Below are 16772 nucleotides of genomic sequence, written 5' to 3' on the forward strand. Positions count from 1 at the left end.
ACTTTGCACCAAAAACCTTAATAAATAATTTCCAACTTTCTTAGTTAAAAAACCATCACTTTAATAAGTCACCTGAAGCGTAGCGCAGGGGTTATATATTGCAAACTGTAATTCAAAAAATCAGCATCGAACCCTCCTTGAAGGAGCATACTCACTCACTTCCACGGACAATCCAATGGTTACTGAATCATGGTAAAGATCCCGGACTGGGTCCTCCGGAAATCGGCTGCCTTAGAGCAGACAGCCTCAGGTTAAACAGCTAAACGCGATAGCTATTAAAATAAAAAAATATAAATTCTTCCACCCTGCCAGCAAATCCTCTCCGCACATTTTTAGCTTAGGCTTCTCTGAAAATGGTTCAGACTTGTCCCTACTTCTATTTTCCATGCAGTCGAGGAATGCAAATTACGGAATGAGATTCGCGGCGCGCCCAAAAGCCGTCGCTCATTGAAGCTGCTTTCGACCCAAGCCAAACATCCGAAATATCCGACCGGCCGCCCCACACCGTCAGCGTAGGGCGACAGATCTCACGCCAGCATCAGTTCGTGGCTACCACTTTTTTGCCGCCACTGTCCCACCCTCCTCCCAACGCCTTGTAGATCGCGACGATGCCCCGGTACTGATCAATCTCACCCAACGCCTGCGCATCCTCGGCGTTCAGGCGTTCACGCTGCGCATCCAGCAACACCAAATAATCCACGGTGCCTTCCTTGTACTGGATCGCCGCCAGGTCTGCCGCAGCTCGGCTGGATTCGCTTTGCCGGATCAACGACAGCAGCCGCTGCTGGCGTTTGCCGTAGTCGCTGAAGGCGTTTTCCGACTCTTCCAGCGCCAGCAGCACTTGCTGTTCGTAGGTGGCCAAGGCGCCTTCGGCATTCGCGTCGGCGCCCCGGATGCGCGCTCGCACACTGCCCAGGTCAAAAGCTGCCCAGGTAATGCTCGGTCCCAATCCCCAGGCTCTGGCGGCACTGGAACCAATCTGCGATCCACGGCCAGCGGTGAAACCGAGGAAGCCGCTCAAGCTCACTCTCGGGAACAGGTCGGCGGTGGCCACGCCGATTTCCGCCGTGGAGGACGCCAGCCTGCGCTCGGCGGCGAGCACATCGGGACGCCGGCGCAGCAGCTCGGCGGGATCACCGATCGGCAACGCTTTGGCGATGGCGGGCAACTGCGCAGGGCTCAACGACACGCTCAACGTATCCGGGCGTTCCCCCAACAGCGTGGCGATGCGGTTTTTCTGCCGCACCTGTTCCGCTTGCAGTTGCGGAACAGTCGCCTCAACAGCCGCCAAACGTGCGTCGGCACGCACCACGTCGAGCTCATTGCCCACGCCGGCATCGCGCAGGCTGACCGTCACGCTGCGCGAATCCTGCTGATTCTTCAGGTTGGCCAGGGCAATTTTTTCCCGCAACTGCGCGCCGCGCAATTGGCCGTAGGCATCCACCAGCTCGGCGATCATTGTCACGCGAAGCTGGTACAAGTCTGCGGCAGCAGCGTCTTCCTGGGCGCTGCTGGATTCCAGTTGACGCTGGATCCGGCCGAACAGATCGACTTCCCAAGCCATGTCGAGGCCCAGGTCGTAGCGCTCGATATTGACGCGGCTTTCGGTCAGGCCAGGCACTTGCGACTTGCCCTGCTGGCTGCTGACACGACTGGTGACGACCGGCAAATTGTCATTGCTGACATCATCACGAATCGCCCGGGCCGCTTTCCAGCGGGCAAACGCGACGCGCAAGTCGCGGTTGCCCTCCAGGGATTTGCTCACCAACTGATTGAGCGTGGGGTCATCAAACTGTTGCCACCACACCGTTTCAAAACGCGATTGATCGTAGGCACTGCCTTGGGCAGACACGACGTTGGCAGGCGCGGTGTCTGGCGTTTTGTAGTCGGGGTCTACCGTACAGGCGCCGAGCGCGACGACCAGAAGGCTGGGTAAAAAAAGCTTCAAGGTGTTCATGAGTGTGCCTCCTGATTGAGTGCGTTTGCCTGATGAACCTTGGTGACCTTGCGCGCGTTCTTGCGCTCGATGTAGCGACGAATCAGCACGAAGAACACCGGCGTCAGCAGCAACCCGAAGAAGGTCACGCCGAGCATTCCGGAGAACACCGCGACGCCCATCGCACGACGCATTTCCGAGCCGGCACCCGTGGACGTCACCAGCGGAATCACCCCCATGATGAACGCGAAGGACGTCATCAGAATCGGCCGCAGACGCATGCGGCAAGCGTCCAGCACTGCATCCAGCGGCGACATGCCCTGGTCCTGTTTGTCCTTGGCGAACTCGACGATCAGGATCGCGTTTTTGCAGGCCAGGCCAACCAGTACGATCAGGCCGATCTGGGTGAAGATGTTGTTGTCGCCCTTGGAAATGATCACCCCGGCAATCGCCGACAGCAGGGTCATCGGCACAATCAGAATCACCGCCAATGGCAGGCTCCAGCTTTCATACAGCGCCGCCAGCACCAGGAACGCCAACAGCACGCAGAGCGGGAACACCAGAAGCGCCGTGTTGCCCGACAGGATTTGTTGGTAGGTCAGGTCGGTCCACTCGTACGTCATGCCGTTGGGCAATTCTTCCTTGAGCAACTTTTCAATCGCGGCTTGCGCCTGTCCGGAGCTGTAGCCGGGTGCTGCACTGCCGTTGATTTCGGCGGTGAGGAAACCGTTGTAGTGCGAGACCCGGTCAGGGCCTGACGTCGGGCTGACCTTGACGAACGTGGCCAGCGGGATCATCTCGCCGCGATCATTGCGCACCTTCAACTGACCGATCTGTTCAGGCTCCTGGCGGAACTGCTGCTCGGCCTGCACGTTGACCTGATAGGTCCGGCCAAAACGGTTGAAGTCGTTGGCGTACAGCGAGCCCAGGTAGACCTGCAAGGTGTCGAAAATATCGTTGATCTTCACCCCGTGAGTCTTGGCTTTTTCCCGGTCAATGGCGGCTTCGACCTGCGGCACGTTGACGGTGTAGCTGGTGAACAGGTTGGCCAGCTCCGGCGTGCTACGGCTCTTGGCGATGATGTTCATCGTCTCTTTGTACAGCTCGTCGTAGCCCAGGTTGCCACGGTCTTCGATCTGCAGACGGAAGCCGCCAATCGTGCCCAGGCCTTGTACCGGAGGTGGCGGGAACACGGCGATGTAGGCGTCCTGAATGCCGCCGAACTTGCCGTTGAGCGAGGCAGAAATCGCCTTGGCAGACAGGCTCGGGTCTTTACGCTCTTCGAACGAACTCAAGCCGATGAACGCAATACCGGCGTTCGGGCTGTTGGTGAAACCGTTGATTGAAAGACCCGGGAATGCCACGGCACTGTCGAAACCCGGCTCGTTCATGGCGATGGTGCTCATGCGACGGATCACCGATTCGGTGCGGTCGAGACTCGCGGCGTCCGGCAGTTGCGCGAAGGTCACTAGGTACTTTTTGTCCTGGGTCGGCACGAAGCCGGTCGGCGTGGTGCTGAAACCCATCCAGGTCATGGCGATCAGACCGGCGTACACCAACAACGCCACGCTGCTGCCACGAATGACTTTGGCCACGGCAACCATATAGCCGTGACTGGCCTTTTCGAAGAAACGGTTGAACGGTTTGAACAGCCAGCCACCGAGCAAACGATCCAGCACTCTGGAGAACCGGTCTTTCGGTGCGCCATGGGCCTTGAGCAACACCGCTGCCAACGCCGGTGACAAGGTCAGGGAGTTGAACGCCGAGATCACCGTGGAAATCGCGATGGTCAACGCGAACTGCTTATAGAACTGCCCTGTCAGCCCGGAGATGAACGCGGCTGGCACGAACACCGCGCACAGCACCAGCGCCGTGGCGATGATCGGCCCGGTCACTTCGCCCATGGCTTTCTTGGTCGCCTCGACCGGCTCCAGTCCGGATTCAATGTTTCGCTCGACGTTCTCCACCACAACAATGGCATCGTCGACCACGATCCCGATGGCGAGTACCAGGCCGAACAGAGACAGCGCGTTGAGCGAAAAACCGAGCAGATGCATCACGGCAAACGTACCGATCAGCGACACGGGCACGGCCACCAAAGGAATGATCGAAGCGCGCCAGGTTTGCAGGAACAGGATAACGACCAGCACCACGAGAATCAGTGCTTCGAACAGCGTGTGTACCACCGCCTCAATCGAGCTGCGGACGAAAATCGTCGGGTCGTAGACGATCTCGTAATCCATGCCTTCCGGGAAATTTTTCTTCAGTTCGGCCATCTTCGCCCGCACCTGGTCGGAGACGTCGATGGCGTTGGAACCTGGCCGCTGGAAGATCGGCATCGCCACCGCTTCCTGGTTGTTGAGCAAGGCGCGCAAGGCGTACTGGTTGGAACCCAGTTCGATCCGGGCAATGTCCTTCAGGCGCGTGATTTCGCCGTTCGGGCCACTGCGCACGATCACGTTTTCAAACTCTTCTTCGCTGACCAACCGCCCCTGGGAGTTGATCGACATCTGAAAGCTGGTGGCATTCGGCGCAGGCGGCGAACCCAGTTGGCCGGCGGCGACTTGACGGTTCTGTTCACGCACCGCAGTGACCACATCAGTGGCAGTCAGATTGCGCGAGGCGGTTTTGTCCGGATCGAGCCAGATACGCAGCGAGTAATCGCCGATGCCGAACATCTTCACATCGCCGATCCCCTCCAGGCGCGACAGCTCGTCCTTGACGTTGAGGATCGCGTAGTTGGACAGGTAAAGCATGTCGTAGCGTTTGTCCGGCGACACCAAGTGCACCAGCAACGTCAGCTCGGGGGACGCCTTGTCGACGGTGATACCGATACGCGTCACTTCCTCGGGCAGCTTGGGCTCGGTACGGGTCACGCGGTTCTGGACCTGGACCTGGGCGTTGTCCAGGTCGGTGCCCAACGCGAAGGTCACGGTCAGGGTGAGCCGGCCGTCAGCCGTGGATTGCGAGGACATGTACAGCATGTTCTCGACGCCGGTGATGGCTTGCTCCAAAGGGGCTGCCACGGTTTCGCCGATGACTTTCGGGTTGGCGCCCGGGTAGTTGGCGTGAACGACGACAGTCGGTGGAACCACTTCCGGATATTCACTGATCGGCAACTGGAACAGCGAGATCGCGCCAGCGATCAGGATCAGCAGCGACAGCACCGCCGCGAAGATCGGCCGCGTGATAAAGAACTGGGAGAACTTCATGTCGGTGCTCCTTATCCGCGAGGTGCAGCGGCAGAATCCGCTTTCACCAGGGCAGGTGATTTAGCGGCCGCCGGCTGATTGGAGGCTTCGATGGCCTGACGTTGGCGAGCCAGTGTGGCGACGGTTTCCGGGCTGGCCATCGGCGCATCCTGCGGGTCGATCACGGCGCCGGGCCGCACGCGCTGCAAGCCGTTGATGACGATGCGATCGTCTTTCTGCAAGCCGCTGCGCACGATGCGCAAGCCTTCCAGTTTCGGCCCCAGATCGACGCTGCGATACACGGCTTTGTTGTCCTGATCGACCACCAGCACGAATTTTTTGCCGAGGTCGGTGCCCACCGCTTCGTCCTTGATCAACAGGCCGGGATAGGCGGCACTGCCCACCAGTTTCAACCGGGCATACAGGCCGGGGGTGTACTGACCGTCTGCGTTGTCGAACACCGCACGACCACGGATGGTGCCGGTTTTCGGATTGACCTGGTTGTCGACGAAGTTCATCTGCCCAAGGTGGCTGTTGCCCTCCTCGTTCGACAGGCCCATGTACACCGGCGTGGCTTGACCGCGCTGCCCCTGACGGGAAAGCAGGCTGTACTTGAGGAACATGCGCTCGTCCGCATCGAAATAGGCGTAGACCTTGTCCGTGGAAACCACGCTGGTCAGCGCTGTTGTGTCGGCGGTCACGATGTTACCGGCGGTGATTTCCGCACGGCTGACGCGGCCGGTGATCGGCGCGGTAACGCGGGTGAAGCTGAGGTTCAAACGCGCCAGATCCAGCTGCGCCTGAATGGCATCCACACCAGCCCTGGCTTCTTGCGCAGTGGTCGTGCGGGTGTCGGCGAGCTCTGCGGAGATCGCGTTGCTGCTCAATAGACGCTGGCCGCGCTGCGCTTCGTTGACGGTGCGGACCAGGGTGGCGCGTGCCTGTTGCAGCTGCGCCTCGATGCGATGCACCTCATGTTCGAACGGCCGTGGGTCAATCTGGAACAGCAAGTCGCCCTTCTTCACCAGCGCGCCATCGGTAAAGGCCACGCGTTCGATCTGGCCCGACACCCGTGGACGAACCTCTACGGTTTCCGGTGCTTCCAGGCGAGCGGTGACTTCATCCCACTCGGTAATGGGCTGTTCGAGTACTTTGGCGACGGTGACGTGCGGCGCCCCCGGAGCCTGTGCGGCGCTGGGTGTGCGTTCACACGCGGTAAGCATCAGCAGCGCCAACGCAGCCAGGGGATAACGCAAAGGTTTGAGTGACTGTTCCATGGGTTGTGTCCGCCAGACGGTTTGGGATTTTGCGGATTCTCGGCCTCGCGCGAGGTCACGACGAATCGAACGGAGTGAAGTTGGCTATCATCATTAATTATAGCCGTCATGTTTAAGAGCAAAAAAAGGGGTCGACCCGGTTAACCCCTCGTGTGAGCGATTGCCGAACACACGCAATCCAGCGCTGGCCCCAGCGTCTGCGCCGCACTCAATGCCCGTGGGGTGGGCACCATCCTGCGACCGATGCGCTCAAACAATGGGTCGTTGAACAACTTGCGCAAACGCACCAGCGCCGCGCTGATGGCGGGCTGGCCCAGCGACAGTTTCTCAGCGGTGCGGGTGAGGTTTCGTTCCTGAATCAGCGTGTCGAATACCACCAGCAGATTCAGATCGATACTGTGCAGATCATTACGTTTCATGGGGCAGGTCCACGTAGAGATTTTTGACTTGAGCCACAGGCGGGGAATCCGCCAGACTTGAGTCGATACCGGAAAAGCCATTGCAGCGACTTTATATGACGCGCATCATCAATACCAGCCTCTCAGCACAGCTTTTCCCAAGCGATGCCGACCTGGCGACAGGAGCAGTCTCATGAAAGTCACGAAAGACCAGGCCGCCGCGAACAAAGAGGCGATCCTCACGGCCGCGTCCCGGCTGTATCGGGAAAAGGGAATCGACGGCATCGGCATTGGTGAACTGTCCCGTTCCGTGGGCCTGACCCATGGCGGCTTTTACGGGCAGTTTCCGGGCGGCAAGGAGCAGTTGGCTTCAGAAGCCGTCACCCGCACGTTCGAGTCCAATATCCAGGACTGGCGGGACGCCAAATCCATTCCCGAGCTCATCAAGGGTTACCTGACGCAAGGGCACCTGGATAACTGGACCGAGGGCTGCCCCATCCCGGCATTGGGCGCTGACGTTGCCCGCGCCGGCGGGACCGTCAGCAACTCCTTCACCAAAGGCGTCGAGCGTTTGATCGACACGCTGATGGCGCTGGTCGAGGGGGAAAGTCACGAGGAGAAATACCAGGAATCGCTGCGCATCCTGTCATCGATTGCGGGGGCGATGCTGATTGCCAGGGCGCTGGACAACCCTGAGTTGTCCGGGCAGTTTCTGCAATCGGTGATCAGTGCCTGGCCTGCTGCTCAGAAGGACGAATGAGGGCAATAAAGAGAGGGGCGATGGCAGATCAGATCAGCTTCGCCACCAGGGCGACGGCGATAAACGTGGTCAAAGCTAACGCAGCGCCGATGCTAAACGGGACTACCGTAGTACGGAGTGCGGTCGGGGTGGGGCTGCGCATTTCTTCAGCCAGAGCAGCTACTTCACGGTGCAATTGCTCAATGCTGTCTTGATTACTACGTTGTATTGGCATGCTGCATTTCCTTTGACGGCACAAATCAAATCTGAACATAAACCTTTGTTAGCAATGTGGACTGCGCAACCGCAAAGCTCAAGCGCTTGCGATGTATGGCGCCTATAACTTAAACCAAAAGCCCGCAGCGGCTACGATGGCGGTCACCATACCTGCCCCCACTGCAAACGGGTACCAGAAGGCATCCTGCTTCAGCTTGGTTTCTTCCGCCTTGAGTTTACGAGACTCAACCAGGAGTTTTCGAATTTCGACTTGTATTTTATCGAGCTCCAGATTGTCGCGGTCGTTTTGGAGCATGAATCCATCCTTTCACTTTTTAGCGAGCAGCCTATGAGCAGCTATCCGGATAGCCGCTGAACGTGGGTGAATATCCATCGCCTGCAACCGCTCAATTCTCCCGCTCTGTCCTCTTACTATTCACTGCCCATCAAGATCCGGATAGCAGGTAACTCCTGAACGTTTGTAGGCAAACGCCAAGAGTCGCGTGCGAAAGTCTGGGCACCTCTAATTTGACCTACAGCGCGTCACAATTGCTTTTTTCGCCGGTAAACATGTGTCATGAAGACTCTGCTTGGAACGCTTTCGATGCTAAACGCCCGAGAGAACACCCGGATCACCCGTGCGCCAGACATTGTCGACCGTAACACGCTCAATAAGCCAAACCGCACCCCGCCGCACCAGTTCGGCGTCGTAGCGGTTTTTCATCAGGTAATGGCGCGAATGATCGTTTTGAGGCAGGTGTTGTGCTTCAACGATCGCTTCCAGATGCGCCTTGTCACCTTCAACACTGACCCGGGGATTGCTCACCGAATGCGTCGTGTCGATCTGGGCGAGCGAATCGGACAGCGCTGCGACGATCAACTCCCGGCCTTCCAGCACCGGATAATCGAAACCGGCTTTTGCCGCGGCAGGCCGGAAGTCGGAGACCGCGTCTTCGACGAAAGCTGACGCCAGCAAATCTCTGTCACGCAGGTCGATGCCCGCGGCGAATCGGTAAAGGGTCTCGACCACAGCCAGTTTGTCTGCGGTTTCCGTCGGGTTTGTGAATGACATGGGTGACTCCTCGAAATGAGCTCGCATGGTATCTTTCGTATACCAGATATCAATTACGCACTTTGAAGTCATCAGGTATATCGGAGGAAACCCCATGCTCGAAAATGGCGATCGGACGGGGGCTCAAGACGAGCCCGACTCCGGAAATAACGGCGTCGATTGTTCCAGCCGATTCCTGCTGGATCAGATCGCTGATAAATGGTCGGTACTGATACTCGCCGCGCTGTGCGAGAAGCCGCTGCGCTTCAATGAACTCAAGCGCTGCCTGGACGGCATTACCCAAAAGGCGCTGACCCAGACCCTGCGTCGCCTGGAGCGCAACGGCATCCTTGCCCGGCGGGTGATCCCGTCCTCGCAGATCGCGGTGGAATACAGCATCACGCCATTGGGGCGCACGCTGGAAGAACCGTTCCGCGCGTTGTATCTCTGGACGTTCAATCACCTGGACGCGGTCATGCAGGCGCAGACAGCGTTCGATGAACGTGAGATCGAGTTGCAATGAACCGCGATTCTAACAATCACTGATCGTCGTCCCGGCGATCGTCTGTGCGAAGCCCATCCCGAGCAGTCGTGCCGGCGTTTCGAAGCCCGGTCGCCGTTCGTTATTCAATACCCGACGCGCAGCCTCCACCGCCGCCAACGGCGTGTAGGTGTATCCGTTGACGGTCTCTATGACCGAACGTGCAACGCTGCCATCCGCACCGGTGACTTCGGCGACTGCCCGGGCTCGATGAGCTTCACGCTGCTGTGCACTCGGGCCGTCGGGAAGTTGAGACAGATCGCCTTCGGGGAAAGCATCACCCGTGATGTGCACGAACATGGCGATATCGGGGATGCCGGTGGAGTGCCACCCGGTAACCAGATCGCCGAACGACAGCGGCGCACACAGCACCGGGCCATCGCCGAAGTCGAAGTGTTCCGGTTGTGCATCGGGGGTCGAAACCAGTTCACCGCCGACACGCGCCAAAAGGCCCGCGCCCATGATCTCGCTGACACTCAAGGCTGATCCGCGTGACATGGAGCCTGCGACCTGAAGCGCCACCCGCAGTGACTGCGGACCCTGCACACGGCGAGCGACATGCATCGCCAGGCAGTCTGTCGGCACCACGTCCCAACCCACTCCGGGCAACAGCATCACGTCCGCCTCGGCAGCTTGCGCGCCAAGCCGTTCCGCCAGCCGATAGACATTGATCTCGGCCGTGATATCCAGATAGTCGACCCCTGCCTCGATACAGGCCAGCATCAATGGCCCCGCTGTCTGTGCAAAAGGCCCGGCGAAATTCAGCAGCACGCCAATACCTTCCAGGGATTGCACTGTCAGCATGTCGGGCGCAAAGACCCGGTAAGTAACGTCCAGTTGCGCAGCGAGCGGCATCAACCTGTCGGCATTTCGCCCAGCGATCACAACGTCCAGCCCCAGCGCCTTGGCATGCTCGGCAGCCATGCGTCCGGTATAACCGGTCGCGCCGTAGATCATTAATTTTTTCATTGAGTGTGCTGCCAGTTCTTGTAGACAAATTCGAGGCTGTAACCGTCCGGATCAAGGACGTTGGCCGCGTAATAGTTCGGGTCGTAATGCAGGCGTGCGCCGGGTGCGCCATTGTCGATTGCGCCATGCTTCATGGCGGCGGCGTAAGCTGCGTCGACCTCGGCTTTGCTGCTCGCCACGAACCCCACGTGCACCGCCCGCCCTTCGACAACACCCTCGCGCAACCAGAAAAACATCCGTCCGTTGGCGCCGAAACCCTTGAGGTCCGGATGGCCTGGCGGACCGTCCTTGCCGTCGAAATCGAGCCGCGCAGTAATACCAAGCGGCGTGAGTGCGGCGTCGTAGAACCGGATCGAGCGCTCGATATCAGTGACGGAAATGAAGATGTGATCAAGCATGTATCAGTCCCCCTGTTCAGATGATGTAACCGCCGGCGACTTCGATAGTCTGGGCATTGATCCAGCGCCCTTCCTCCGACAGGAGCATGGCGATCACCCGCGCCACGTCTTGCGGTTCGCCCACCCGGCCAAGCGCCGTTTGCGAGGCCAGCAACGCCTCGAACTCGTCATTCAAGCCGCCACCCAACTCGGTTCGGATCGCACCGGGCGAGACGGCATTGGCCCGAATGCGGCGGGCGCCAAATTCCTTGGCCATGTACCGGGTGAGCACGTCCAGCCCTCCCTTGAAGGCGGCGTAAGGTGCAACGCCCGCCGTCGCCACGCGGGTGGTCGCACTGGTCAGATTGACGATGCCGGCGCCCTCCTCCATCAATGAAAGCAAGGCTTGGGTGAGGAAGAACGGGCCCTTGAGGTGGACGTTCAGCAAACTGTCGAACTGTGATTCAGTGACCGACTCAAGCGGATTGAACAAGCCGTGGCCCGCGTTGTTGACCAGACCACTCAGGGTGCTCACGCCCCAGGTCGCCTGCAATGCCTGCACGACAGCCGTACGAAATATCCCAAAGCTACTGACATCGGCGACATCCAGTTCCAGCGCCACCGCCTTGCCACCCGCCAGTTCGATGCGACTTGCAACAGACTGTGCGGCCTGCCCATTAGTCTTATAGGTGAGGATGACGCCCATACCCTGCCGCGCACACTGTTCGGCGGTACTGGCGCCGATGCCACGGCTGCCTCCGGTGATGACGATAACGCCCATGTGATGCTCCGCTGTCGATGAGATGAGCGACCACAGTAACCATGGCCCACGTCGAGCACGCAGCCGTTCCTGCCCGATTCCTGCCTGTTTCTGCTTTTTACTTGCGCCCGTGTGCCCCACAGATCAGCATGCGCCCATGAACACACAACTGATCGAACTTCGGGCGTTGGCGTCAAAGGCCGAGAACCGTCGCACTGAAACGGGTATCCCGCGCGTGGCCATGGTCCAGGGCGAAATTCCCGAACACATGCTCGCTGCCGTCTACGATCCGATGATCAACCTGATCCTCCAGGGCAGCAAATCGATGACCGTCGGCGATCACACGCTGCACTACGACCCGGCGACGTATTTTGTGATGTCCATCGAATTGCCTGCGGTGGGAAGCGTGCACCCGGCGGTCTCGGGTGAGCCCTATCTTGCGGTCAGCCTGACACTTGACCCGATGGTGCTCTCGACGCTGCTGGCCGACCTGCCAAAACCCGTTGGACGTTACGAGAACGACCCGGGATTTTCAGTGGCCGCCGTCACTCCGCAACTGATGGATGCATGGGTTCGCATGCTGCGACTGATGGAAAGCCCCGAGGAGATTGCAGCGCTCGCTCCCGTTTACGAACGGGAGATCCTGTACCGCGTGCTGCAAGGTCCTCATGGCTGGATGCTGCGTGAAATTGCGGCACCGGATACCGCCATGGCACGGGTCAGCCTGGCCATCCAGTGGATTCGGCAGTACTTCGCCGAACCCATTCGAGTGGAGGCGCTGGCGCAGAAGGCGGCGATGAGCGTGTCTGCCTTTCACCGTCACTTCAAGGCGGTGACGACGCTGAGCCCCTTGCAGTACCAAAAGCGAGTGCGATTGCTTCAGGCACGCACGCTGCTGGTGTCCAGTGCGAAGAGCGTCACGAGTGCGGCATTCGATGTCGGCTACGAAAGCGCCACTCAATTCAGCCGTGATTACGCCCGCGTATTCGGATTGCCGCCGGCGCGGGATGCTGCTCGCATTCTGGCCGAGACTCGAGGACGTGAGCGGTAACCCGGCCATCCAACGGACGAAGCAATCCCCCTTCACTCAACGCACACATGCTCCAACACCACCTCCAGCGGGTGACGCAGTTGCTTGCTGGCCAGGCGCTTGACCTGGCTGCGGCACGAATACCCCGTCGCCAGCGCTTCACCCGCCTTGTCCAGCTTGCCCGCCCATGACTGCTCGAAGATAGTCCGCGAGGTCTCCTGGTTACGCGCTTCATGGCCGTAGGTGCCCGACATGCCGCAACAGCCGGTTGCCTCGGTCACCAGCTTCAGCCCAAGCCTGGCAAACACGGTTTCCCATTGCGAGGTGCTGGCCGGGACGTTGGTCTTCTCGGTGCAGTGCGCCATCAAACGGAACGTCTTATCAGCGTGACGGGACCTTTCAGGCAACACATCAACCAGCCATTCCTGGGGCAGCAAGACTTTCGGGCAGCCGTCGAGGCCCGGCACTTTTTGATATTCCTGGCGATAAACCAGCGTCATCGCCGGGTCGAGGCCAACCAACGGCACGCCACAGTCGGCCAGGGCCTTGAGCTGATTGGCGTTGCGGATCGCCGCTTTGGCGAATGCACCGAGGAAACCCTGCACGTGCAAAGGCTTGCCGTTGGCACTGTAGGGCGCCAGAAACACGCGGTAGCCCAACTGATGCGCCAACTGGATATAGCTCGCCAGCAGCGGTGTTTCAAAGTAGCGGGTGAAGGCGTCCTGCACCAACACCACGCTTCGCTCACGTTGTGCGGCAGTCAGTTCGCGCAGGGCGGGCACGCTGGCGACAGCGACTTTGCAGCGGGTCAACGTGTTCTGCAGGTCGAAGCGGTGGATCAGCGGACTGTCGAGCATGCCGACGTGTCGCTCCAGCAAACGACTCACCCATTTCGACCCCATCACCGCGTTGTACAGGCCCGGCGCGTACGCCATGTAGGGAATGGTGAACTCCAGCGAACCGATCAGATAATCGCGCATCGGGCGTTGATAGCGACCGTGATACAGCTCGAGAAAACGTGAGCGGAATTCCGGGACATTGACCTTGACCGGGCATTGTCCCGCGCAGGATTTACAGGCCAGGCAGCCGGCCATGGCGTCGTACACCTCATGGGAGAAATCCGCCTCGCCGCGCGAGCGCGCCAGGTTGTTGCGCAGCCGCGCAGGCAACCCGCTCAACCACGTCAACTTGCCCCGGGCCGCTTGCAACACATCAATATTGGCCGCCCCTTGCAGGCGCAACCACTCGCGAATCAAAGACGCCCTGCCCTTCGGCGAATGCTGGCGCTCCCGGGTGGCTTTCCACGAGGGGCACATCGCATCGTTGGGGTCATAGTTGTAGCAAGCGCCGTTGCCGTTGCAGTGCACGGCGCTGCCGAAGCTTTGCCACACACGCTCGTCGATTTGCCGATCCAGATCACCGCGCAGTGTCACCTCGTTAACCTTGAGCAAGCCTTGGGCCGCATCCGGCGGGGTGCAGATCTTGCCGGGATTGAGCTGATTGTGCGGGTCAAACGCGCCCTTGAGCGATTGCAGCGCCGGGTACAGTTCGCCAAAAAAATCGGGGACATATTCCGAGCGCAAACCCTTGCCATGCTCGCCCCACAACAGCCCCCCATAACGCCGGGTCAGCTCGGCCACGGCATCAGAAATCGGCTTGACCAGCGCGGCCTGCTTTGGGTCTTTCATGTCCAGCGCTGGACGCACATGCAACACGCCGGCATCGACGTGACCGAACATGCCGTAGGCCAGGCCATGGCTGTCGAGCAATGCGCGGAACTCGGTGATGTAGTCGGCCAATTTCTCAGGCGGGACGGCGGTGTCTTCAACAAACGGCTGTGGGCGGACCTCGCCTTCGACGTTGCCCAATAACCCGACGGAGCGCTTACGCATGGTGTAGACACGGGTCACCGCTTCAGCACCTTCGGCCAGCGTGTGGCCCAGCCGTTCGATCGTCGTATCGGCCTGCAAATGCGTCACGAACGACGCCACGCGAGCGTTCACCTCCGACAGGTCTTCGCCGCTGAATTCAACCAGGTTGATACCCAGCGTCGGGCGCTCGGCATCCGTCGGAAAATACTCGGCGACGCTGTGCCAGACGATGTCTTTCATCGCCAGCAGCAACACTTTGGAGTCCACGGTTTCGATGGAAAGCGGCTTGTGCGCCAGCAACGCATTGGCATCGCGCAGCGCATCCATGAAGCTGCTGTAGCGCACGTTCAGCAGCACCGAATACTTGGGAATCGGCAGCACGTTGAGCTTGGCTTCGACGAGGTAACTCAACGAACCTTCCGCACCGCACAGCACGCTATTAAGGTTGAAACGCCCTTGCTCGTCGCGCAGGTGCGCCAGGTCGTAACCGGTCAGGCAGCGATTGAGTTTGGGGAACACCGCCTCGATCAGCTCGGCCTGGGTTTCCTGGATCTGCCGCGCGGTGCGGTACACCTCGCCGATACGGCCGGGTTGCGCACATGCAGCTTCCAGCTGTGTGTCGGACAGCGGCTGGCTGTGCAGGCGCTCACCGCCGAGCAGTACGCTGTCCAGTTCCAGCACATGATCGCGGGTCTTGCCGTAGGTGCAACTGCCCTGGCCGCTGGCGTCCGTGTTGATCATGCCGCCAACGGTGGCCCGGTTGGACGTCGACAGCTCCGGGGCGAAAAACAATCCATGAGGTTTGAGCGCGGCATTGAGCTGGTCTTTGACCACGCCGGCCTGCACCCGCACCCAACGTTCGGCGACGTTGATTTCGAGGATGGTGTTCATGTGTCGCGACAGGTCAACCACGATGCCGTCGGTCAACGACTGGCCGTTGGTGCCGGTGCCGCCGCCACGCGGGGTCAGCTTGATCTGGCGAAAGCGCGGTTCGGCCATCAACGTTGCGATGCGCACGATGTCGTCTGCATCCAGTGGGAACACCGCCGCTTGCGGGAGACGCTGGTAAATCGAGTTGTCGGTCGCCAGCACGGTGCGGGTGGCGTAGTCGGCACTGAGCTGACCGCGGAAACCGGCGGCACGCAAGGCCTGGAGGAATTCCGGGTACTGTGCGGCGGGTGCAGCGGTAGGCAACTGGGCGATCATCGCTGGAAAATCTCTTGTAGGTCTAATCACGGAAATCAAAATACTTGTCGCCTGAGCATTAATAGGTCAGCCTCAGGTCGTCGGCCGAGCCAATGATCCTGCAGGTTCCGACGCCGAACAAACGGATAATCCTGCCGCTATCGATGACTTTTACGAATGAATTACCGCCATCTCACCCCATCCATGTCCTTGCTGCTGGCTTTTGAAGCCGCCGCCCGGCATGAAAGCTATACCCGCGCCGCGCTGGAGCTGTCACTGACCCAGAGCGCCGTCAGCCGGCAAGTCCAGGCGCTGGAGCAGCAACTGGGCCTGACGCTGTTTCGTCGCGAAGGTCGGCAGGTGCAATTGACCGACGTCGGTCGGCTTTACCAGCGGGAAATGAGCGACGCGCTCGGGCGCATCCGCAGCGCCACATTGCAGGCGCTGGCTTATCAGTCAGGCAGCGGCACCTTGCGCCTGGCCACATTGCCCACGTTCGGTTCGAAGTGGTTGTTGCCGCGTCTTCATGATTTCTACAAAACCCATCCCGGCATGCTGGTGCACATCAACTCCCGGATCGAAGCCATCGACTTCGAAACCAGTGGCATCGATGCCGCGATCGTCGTCGGCACGGCCGACTCGCCAGGCCTGATCAGCCATCGCCTGCACACGGAAGAGTTGATGGTGATCATTTCTCCAGAAGCGGCCGAGGCCCATGACGCCTGGACCCCGGAACGCATTGGCGGGCAGACGCTGCTCAACGTCGCGAACAACGCCAACGTCTGGGGCGAGTGGTTCAGCCACCACGGCCTGCCCCATCGAATGATGCGGCTGGGGCCAAGTTTCGAACTCACTTCACACTTGATCCAGGCCGTGAGAGCGGGCATCGGTATCGGTCTGGTGCCGCGCATCCTGGTGACCGACGAACTGGCCAACGCCGAGTTGATCAGCCTGGACCACCCCTTCGCCAGCCAGCGCAGTTACTACCTGACCTATCCACCGCGCAACGAAAGGCTGCCGTCGCTGATCGCGTTCCGTACCTGGTTGCTGGCGCAGATATGACGGCGTCCGTCGATGCACCGGGTTGCCTGGATCGCCAGCAAGCCGGCTCCTACAGTGCAGTGGCGCACACAAGAACCAGCCCCACCCAAACCCTGTAGGAGCCGGCTTGCTGGCGATGGTCGTTAACGATTAAGCGTTTCTACAGGGTAAACGCGGCGCCTGTGAGTCC

Annotated in this window: 15 protein-coding genes; 4 read left to right on the plus strand and 11 right to left on the minus strand. The window is 59.9% G+C overall.

Annotation, left to right across the window (positions count from 1 at the left end):
* Positions 1 to 538: 538 nt before the first annotated feature.
* From PMI32_RS04775 to PMI32_RS04760, 4 genes are all read right to left on the minus strand, one after another.
* Positions 539 to 1957: an efflux transporter outer membrane subunit gene (locus PMI32_RS04775; RefSeq protein WP_008033462.1), complete on the minus strand. Its 1419-nt coding sequence runs from the start codon at positions 1955 to 1957 to the stop codon at positions 539 to 541.
* Entirely contained in the window at positions 1954 to 5148 is a 3195-nt protein-coding gene (locus tag PMI32_RS04770) for an efflux RND transporter permease subunit (protein ID WP_008033464.1), read from the minus strand. The genes PMI32_RS04775 and PMI32_RS04770 overlap by 4 nt, the downstream gene beginning before the upstream one ends.
* Positions 5149 to 5159: 11 nt before the next feature.
* Positions 5160 to 6404: a multidrug efflux RND transporter periplasmic adaptor subunit MexE gene (mexE, locus tag PMI32_RS04765; protein WP_008033466.1), complete on the minus strand. Its 1245-nt coding sequence runs from the start codon at positions 6402 to 6404 to the stop codon at positions 5160 to 5162.
* Between the two features lie 140 nt (positions 6405 to 6544).
* On the minus strand, positions 6545 to 6823 hold the full coding sequence (locus PMI32_RS04760) for a LysR family transcriptional regulator (RefSeq protein WP_008033468.1): 279 nt from the start codon (positions 6821 to 6823) through the stop codon (positions 6545 to 6547).
* Between the two features lie 172 nt (positions 6824 to 6995).
* Here PMI32_RS04760 and PMI32_RS04755 point away from each other — a divergent pair, with 172 nt between their 5' ends.
* The gene (locus PMI32_RS04755) at positions 6996 to 7562 is read left to right on the plus strand and encodes a TetR/AcrR family transcriptional regulator (RefSeq protein ID WP_008033470.1); all 567 of its coding nucleotides are present in this window, start codon (positions 6996 to 6998) and stop codon (positions 7560 to 7562) included.
* A 28-nt stretch (positions 7563 to 7590) separates the two neighbouring features.
* On the opposite strand, the gene PMI32_RS04750 is transcribed toward PMI32_RS04755, so the two are convergent.
* The 3 genes from PMI32_RS04750 to PMI32_RS04740 all read right to left on the minus strand — a co-directional run bounded on the left by PMI32_RS04750 (position 7591) and on the right by PMI32_RS04740 (position 8829).
* Positions 7591 to 7776, minus strand: a complete 186-nt coding sequence (locus tag PMI32_RS04750) for a hypothetical protein (RefSeq protein ID WP_008033472.1) — start codon at positions 7774 to 7776, stop codon at positions 7591 to 7593.
* Positions 7777 to 7878: 102 nt separating this feature from the next.
* Complete coding sequence (locus PMI32_RS04745; protein ID WP_008033474.1) at positions 7879 to 8073, minus strand: hypothetical protein; 195 nt, start codon at positions 8071 to 8073, stop codon at positions 7879 to 7881.
* A 291-nt stretch (positions 8074 to 8364) separates the two neighbouring features.
* Positions 8365 to 8829: a nuclear transport factor 2 family protein gene (locus PMI32_RS04740; RefSeq protein ID WP_008033476.1), complete on the minus strand. Its 465-nt coding sequence runs from the start codon at positions 8827 to 8829 to the stop codon at positions 8365 to 8367.
* Positions 8830 to 8923: 94 nt separating this feature from the next.
* Here PMI32_RS04740 and PMI32_RS04735 point away from each other — a divergent pair, with 94 nt between their 5' ends.
* A complete protein-coding gene (locus tag PMI32_RS04735; RefSeq protein ID WP_008033478.1) occupies positions 8924 to 9331 on the plus strand; it encodes a winged helix-turn-helix transcriptional regulator in 408 nt (135 codons plus the stop codon).
* Positions 9332 to 9340: 9 nt separating this feature from the next.
* Here PMI32_RS04735 and PMI32_RS04730 read toward each other — a convergent pair whose 3' ends face one another.
* The 3 genes from PMI32_RS04730 to PMI32_RS04720 are packed head-to-tail and all read right to left on the minus strand — an operon-like array spanning position 9341 to position 11476.
* The gene (locus PMI32_RS04730; RefSeq protein ID WP_008033480.1) at positions 9341 to 10318 is read right to left on the minus strand and encodes a saccharopine dehydrogenase family protein; all 978 of its coding nucleotides are present in this window, start codon (positions 10316 to 10318) and stop codon (positions 9341 to 9343) included.
* Positions 10315 to 10716: a VOC family protein gene (locus PMI32_RS04725; protein WP_008033483.1), complete on the minus strand. Its 402-nt coding sequence runs from the start codon at positions 10714 to 10716 to the stop codon at positions 10315 to 10317. The genes PMI32_RS04730 and PMI32_RS04725 overlap by 4 nt, the downstream gene beginning before the upstream one ends.
* Positions 10717 to 10732: 16 nt before the next feature.
* Positions 10733 to 11476 (minus strand): SDR family NAD(P)-dependent oxidoreductase, encoded by a 744-nt coding sequence (locus PMI32_RS04720; RefSeq protein WP_008033484.1) that lies wholly within the window; start codon positions 11474 to 11476, stop codon positions 10733 to 10735.
* A gap of 136 nt (positions 11477 to 11612) precedes the next feature.
* Between PMI32_RS04720 and PMI32_RS04715 the strand changes: the two genes are divergently transcribed.
* Positions 11613 to 12506, plus strand: a complete 894-nt coding sequence (locus PMI32_RS04715; protein ID WP_008033486.1) for an AraC family transcriptional regulator — start codon at positions 11613 to 11615, stop codon at positions 12504 to 12506.
* A gap of 32 nt (positions 12507 to 12538) precedes the next feature.
* Here the strand turns inward: PMI32_RS04715 and ydiJ are convergent, their stop codons facing one another.
* Complete coding sequence (gene ydiJ, locus PMI32_RS04710) at positions 12539 to 15562, minus strand: D-2-hydroxyglutarate dehydrogenase YdiJ (protein ID WP_008033488.1); 3024 nt, start codon at positions 15560 to 15562, stop codon at positions 12539 to 12541.
* A gap of 156 nt (positions 15563 to 15718) precedes the next feature.
* On the opposite strand from ydiJ, the gene PMI32_RS04705 reads away from it, so the two are divergent.
* Positions 15719 to 16603, plus strand: coding sequence for a LysR substrate-binding domain-containing protein (locus PMI32_RS04705; RefSeq protein WP_032829098.1), 885 nt, complete (start codon positions 15719 to 15721; stop codon positions 16601 to 16603).
* Positions 16604 to 16772 lie beyond the last annotated feature (169 nt).

The organism is Pseudomonas sp. GM60 (assembly GCF_000282415.1).
Taxonomy (GTDB): domain Bacteria; phylum Pseudomonadota; class Gammaproteobacteria; order Pseudomonadales; family Pseudomonadaceae; genus Aquipseudomonas; species Aquipseudomonas migulae.

Excerpts from the sequence above, each read along its gene's own strand:
- PMI32_RS04705 (WP_032829098.1), top strand. The coding sequence starts at position 15,719 with ATGAATTACCGCCATCTCACCCCATCCATGTCCTTGCTGCTGGCTTTT.
- PMI32_RS04750 (WP_008033472.1), bottom strand. The coding sequence starts at position 7,776 with ATGCCAATACAACGTAGTAATCAAGACAGCATTGAGCAATTGCACCGT.
- PMI32_RS04720 (WP_008033484.1), bottom strand. The coding sequence starts at position 11,476 with ATGGGCGTTATCGTCATCACCGGAGGCAGCCGTGGCATCGGCGCCAGT.
- PMI32_RS04725 (WP_008033483.1), bottom strand. The coding sequence starts at position 10,716 with ATGCTTGATCACATCTTCATTTCCGTCACTGATATCGAGCGCTCGATC.
- PMI32_RS04770 (WP_008033464.1), bottom strand. The coding sequence starts at position 5,148 with ATGAAGTTCTCCCAGTTCTTTATCACGCGGCCGATCTTCGCGGCGGTG.
- PMI32_RS04745 (WP_008033474.1), bottom strand. The coding sequence starts at position 8,073 with ATGCTCCAAAACGACCGCGACAATCTGGAGCTCGATAAAATACAAGTC.
- PMI32_RS04730 (WP_008033480.1), bottom strand. The coding sequence starts at position 10,318 with ATGAAAAAATTAATGATCTACGGCGCGACCGGTTATACCGGACGCATG.
- PMI32_RS04735 (WP_008033478.1), top strand. The coding sequence starts at position 8,924 with ATGCTCGAAAATGGCGATCGGACGGGGGCTCAAGACGAGCCCGACTCC.
- PMI32_RS04760 (WP_008033468.1), bottom strand. The coding sequence starts at position 6,823 with ATGAAACGTAATGATCTGCACAGTATCGATCTGAATCTGCTGGTGGTA.
- mexE (WP_008033466.1), bottom strand. The coding sequence starts at position 6,404 with ATGGAACAGTCACTCAAACCTTTGCGTTATCCCCTGGCTGCGTTGGCG.
- PMI32_RS04715 (WP_008033486.1), top strand. The coding sequence starts at position 11,613 with ATGAACACACAACTGATCGAACTTCGGGCGTTGGCGTCAAAGGCCGAG.
- PMI32_RS04740 (WP_008033476.1), bottom strand. The coding sequence starts at position 8,829 with ATGTCATTCACAAACCCGACGGAAACCGCAGACAAACTGGCTGTGGTC.
- ydiJ (WP_008033488.1), bottom strand. The coding sequence starts at position 15,562 with ATGATCGCCCAGTTGCCTACCGCTGCACCCGCCGCACAGTACCCGGAA.
- PMI32_RS04755 (WP_008033470.1), top strand. The coding sequence starts at position 6,996 with ATGAAAGTCACGAAAGACCAGGCCGCCGCGAACAAAGAGGCGATCCTC.
- PMI32_RS04775 (WP_008033462.1), bottom strand. The coding sequence starts at position 1,957 with ATGAACACCTTGAAGCTTTTTTTACCCAGCCTTCTGGTCGTCGCGCTC.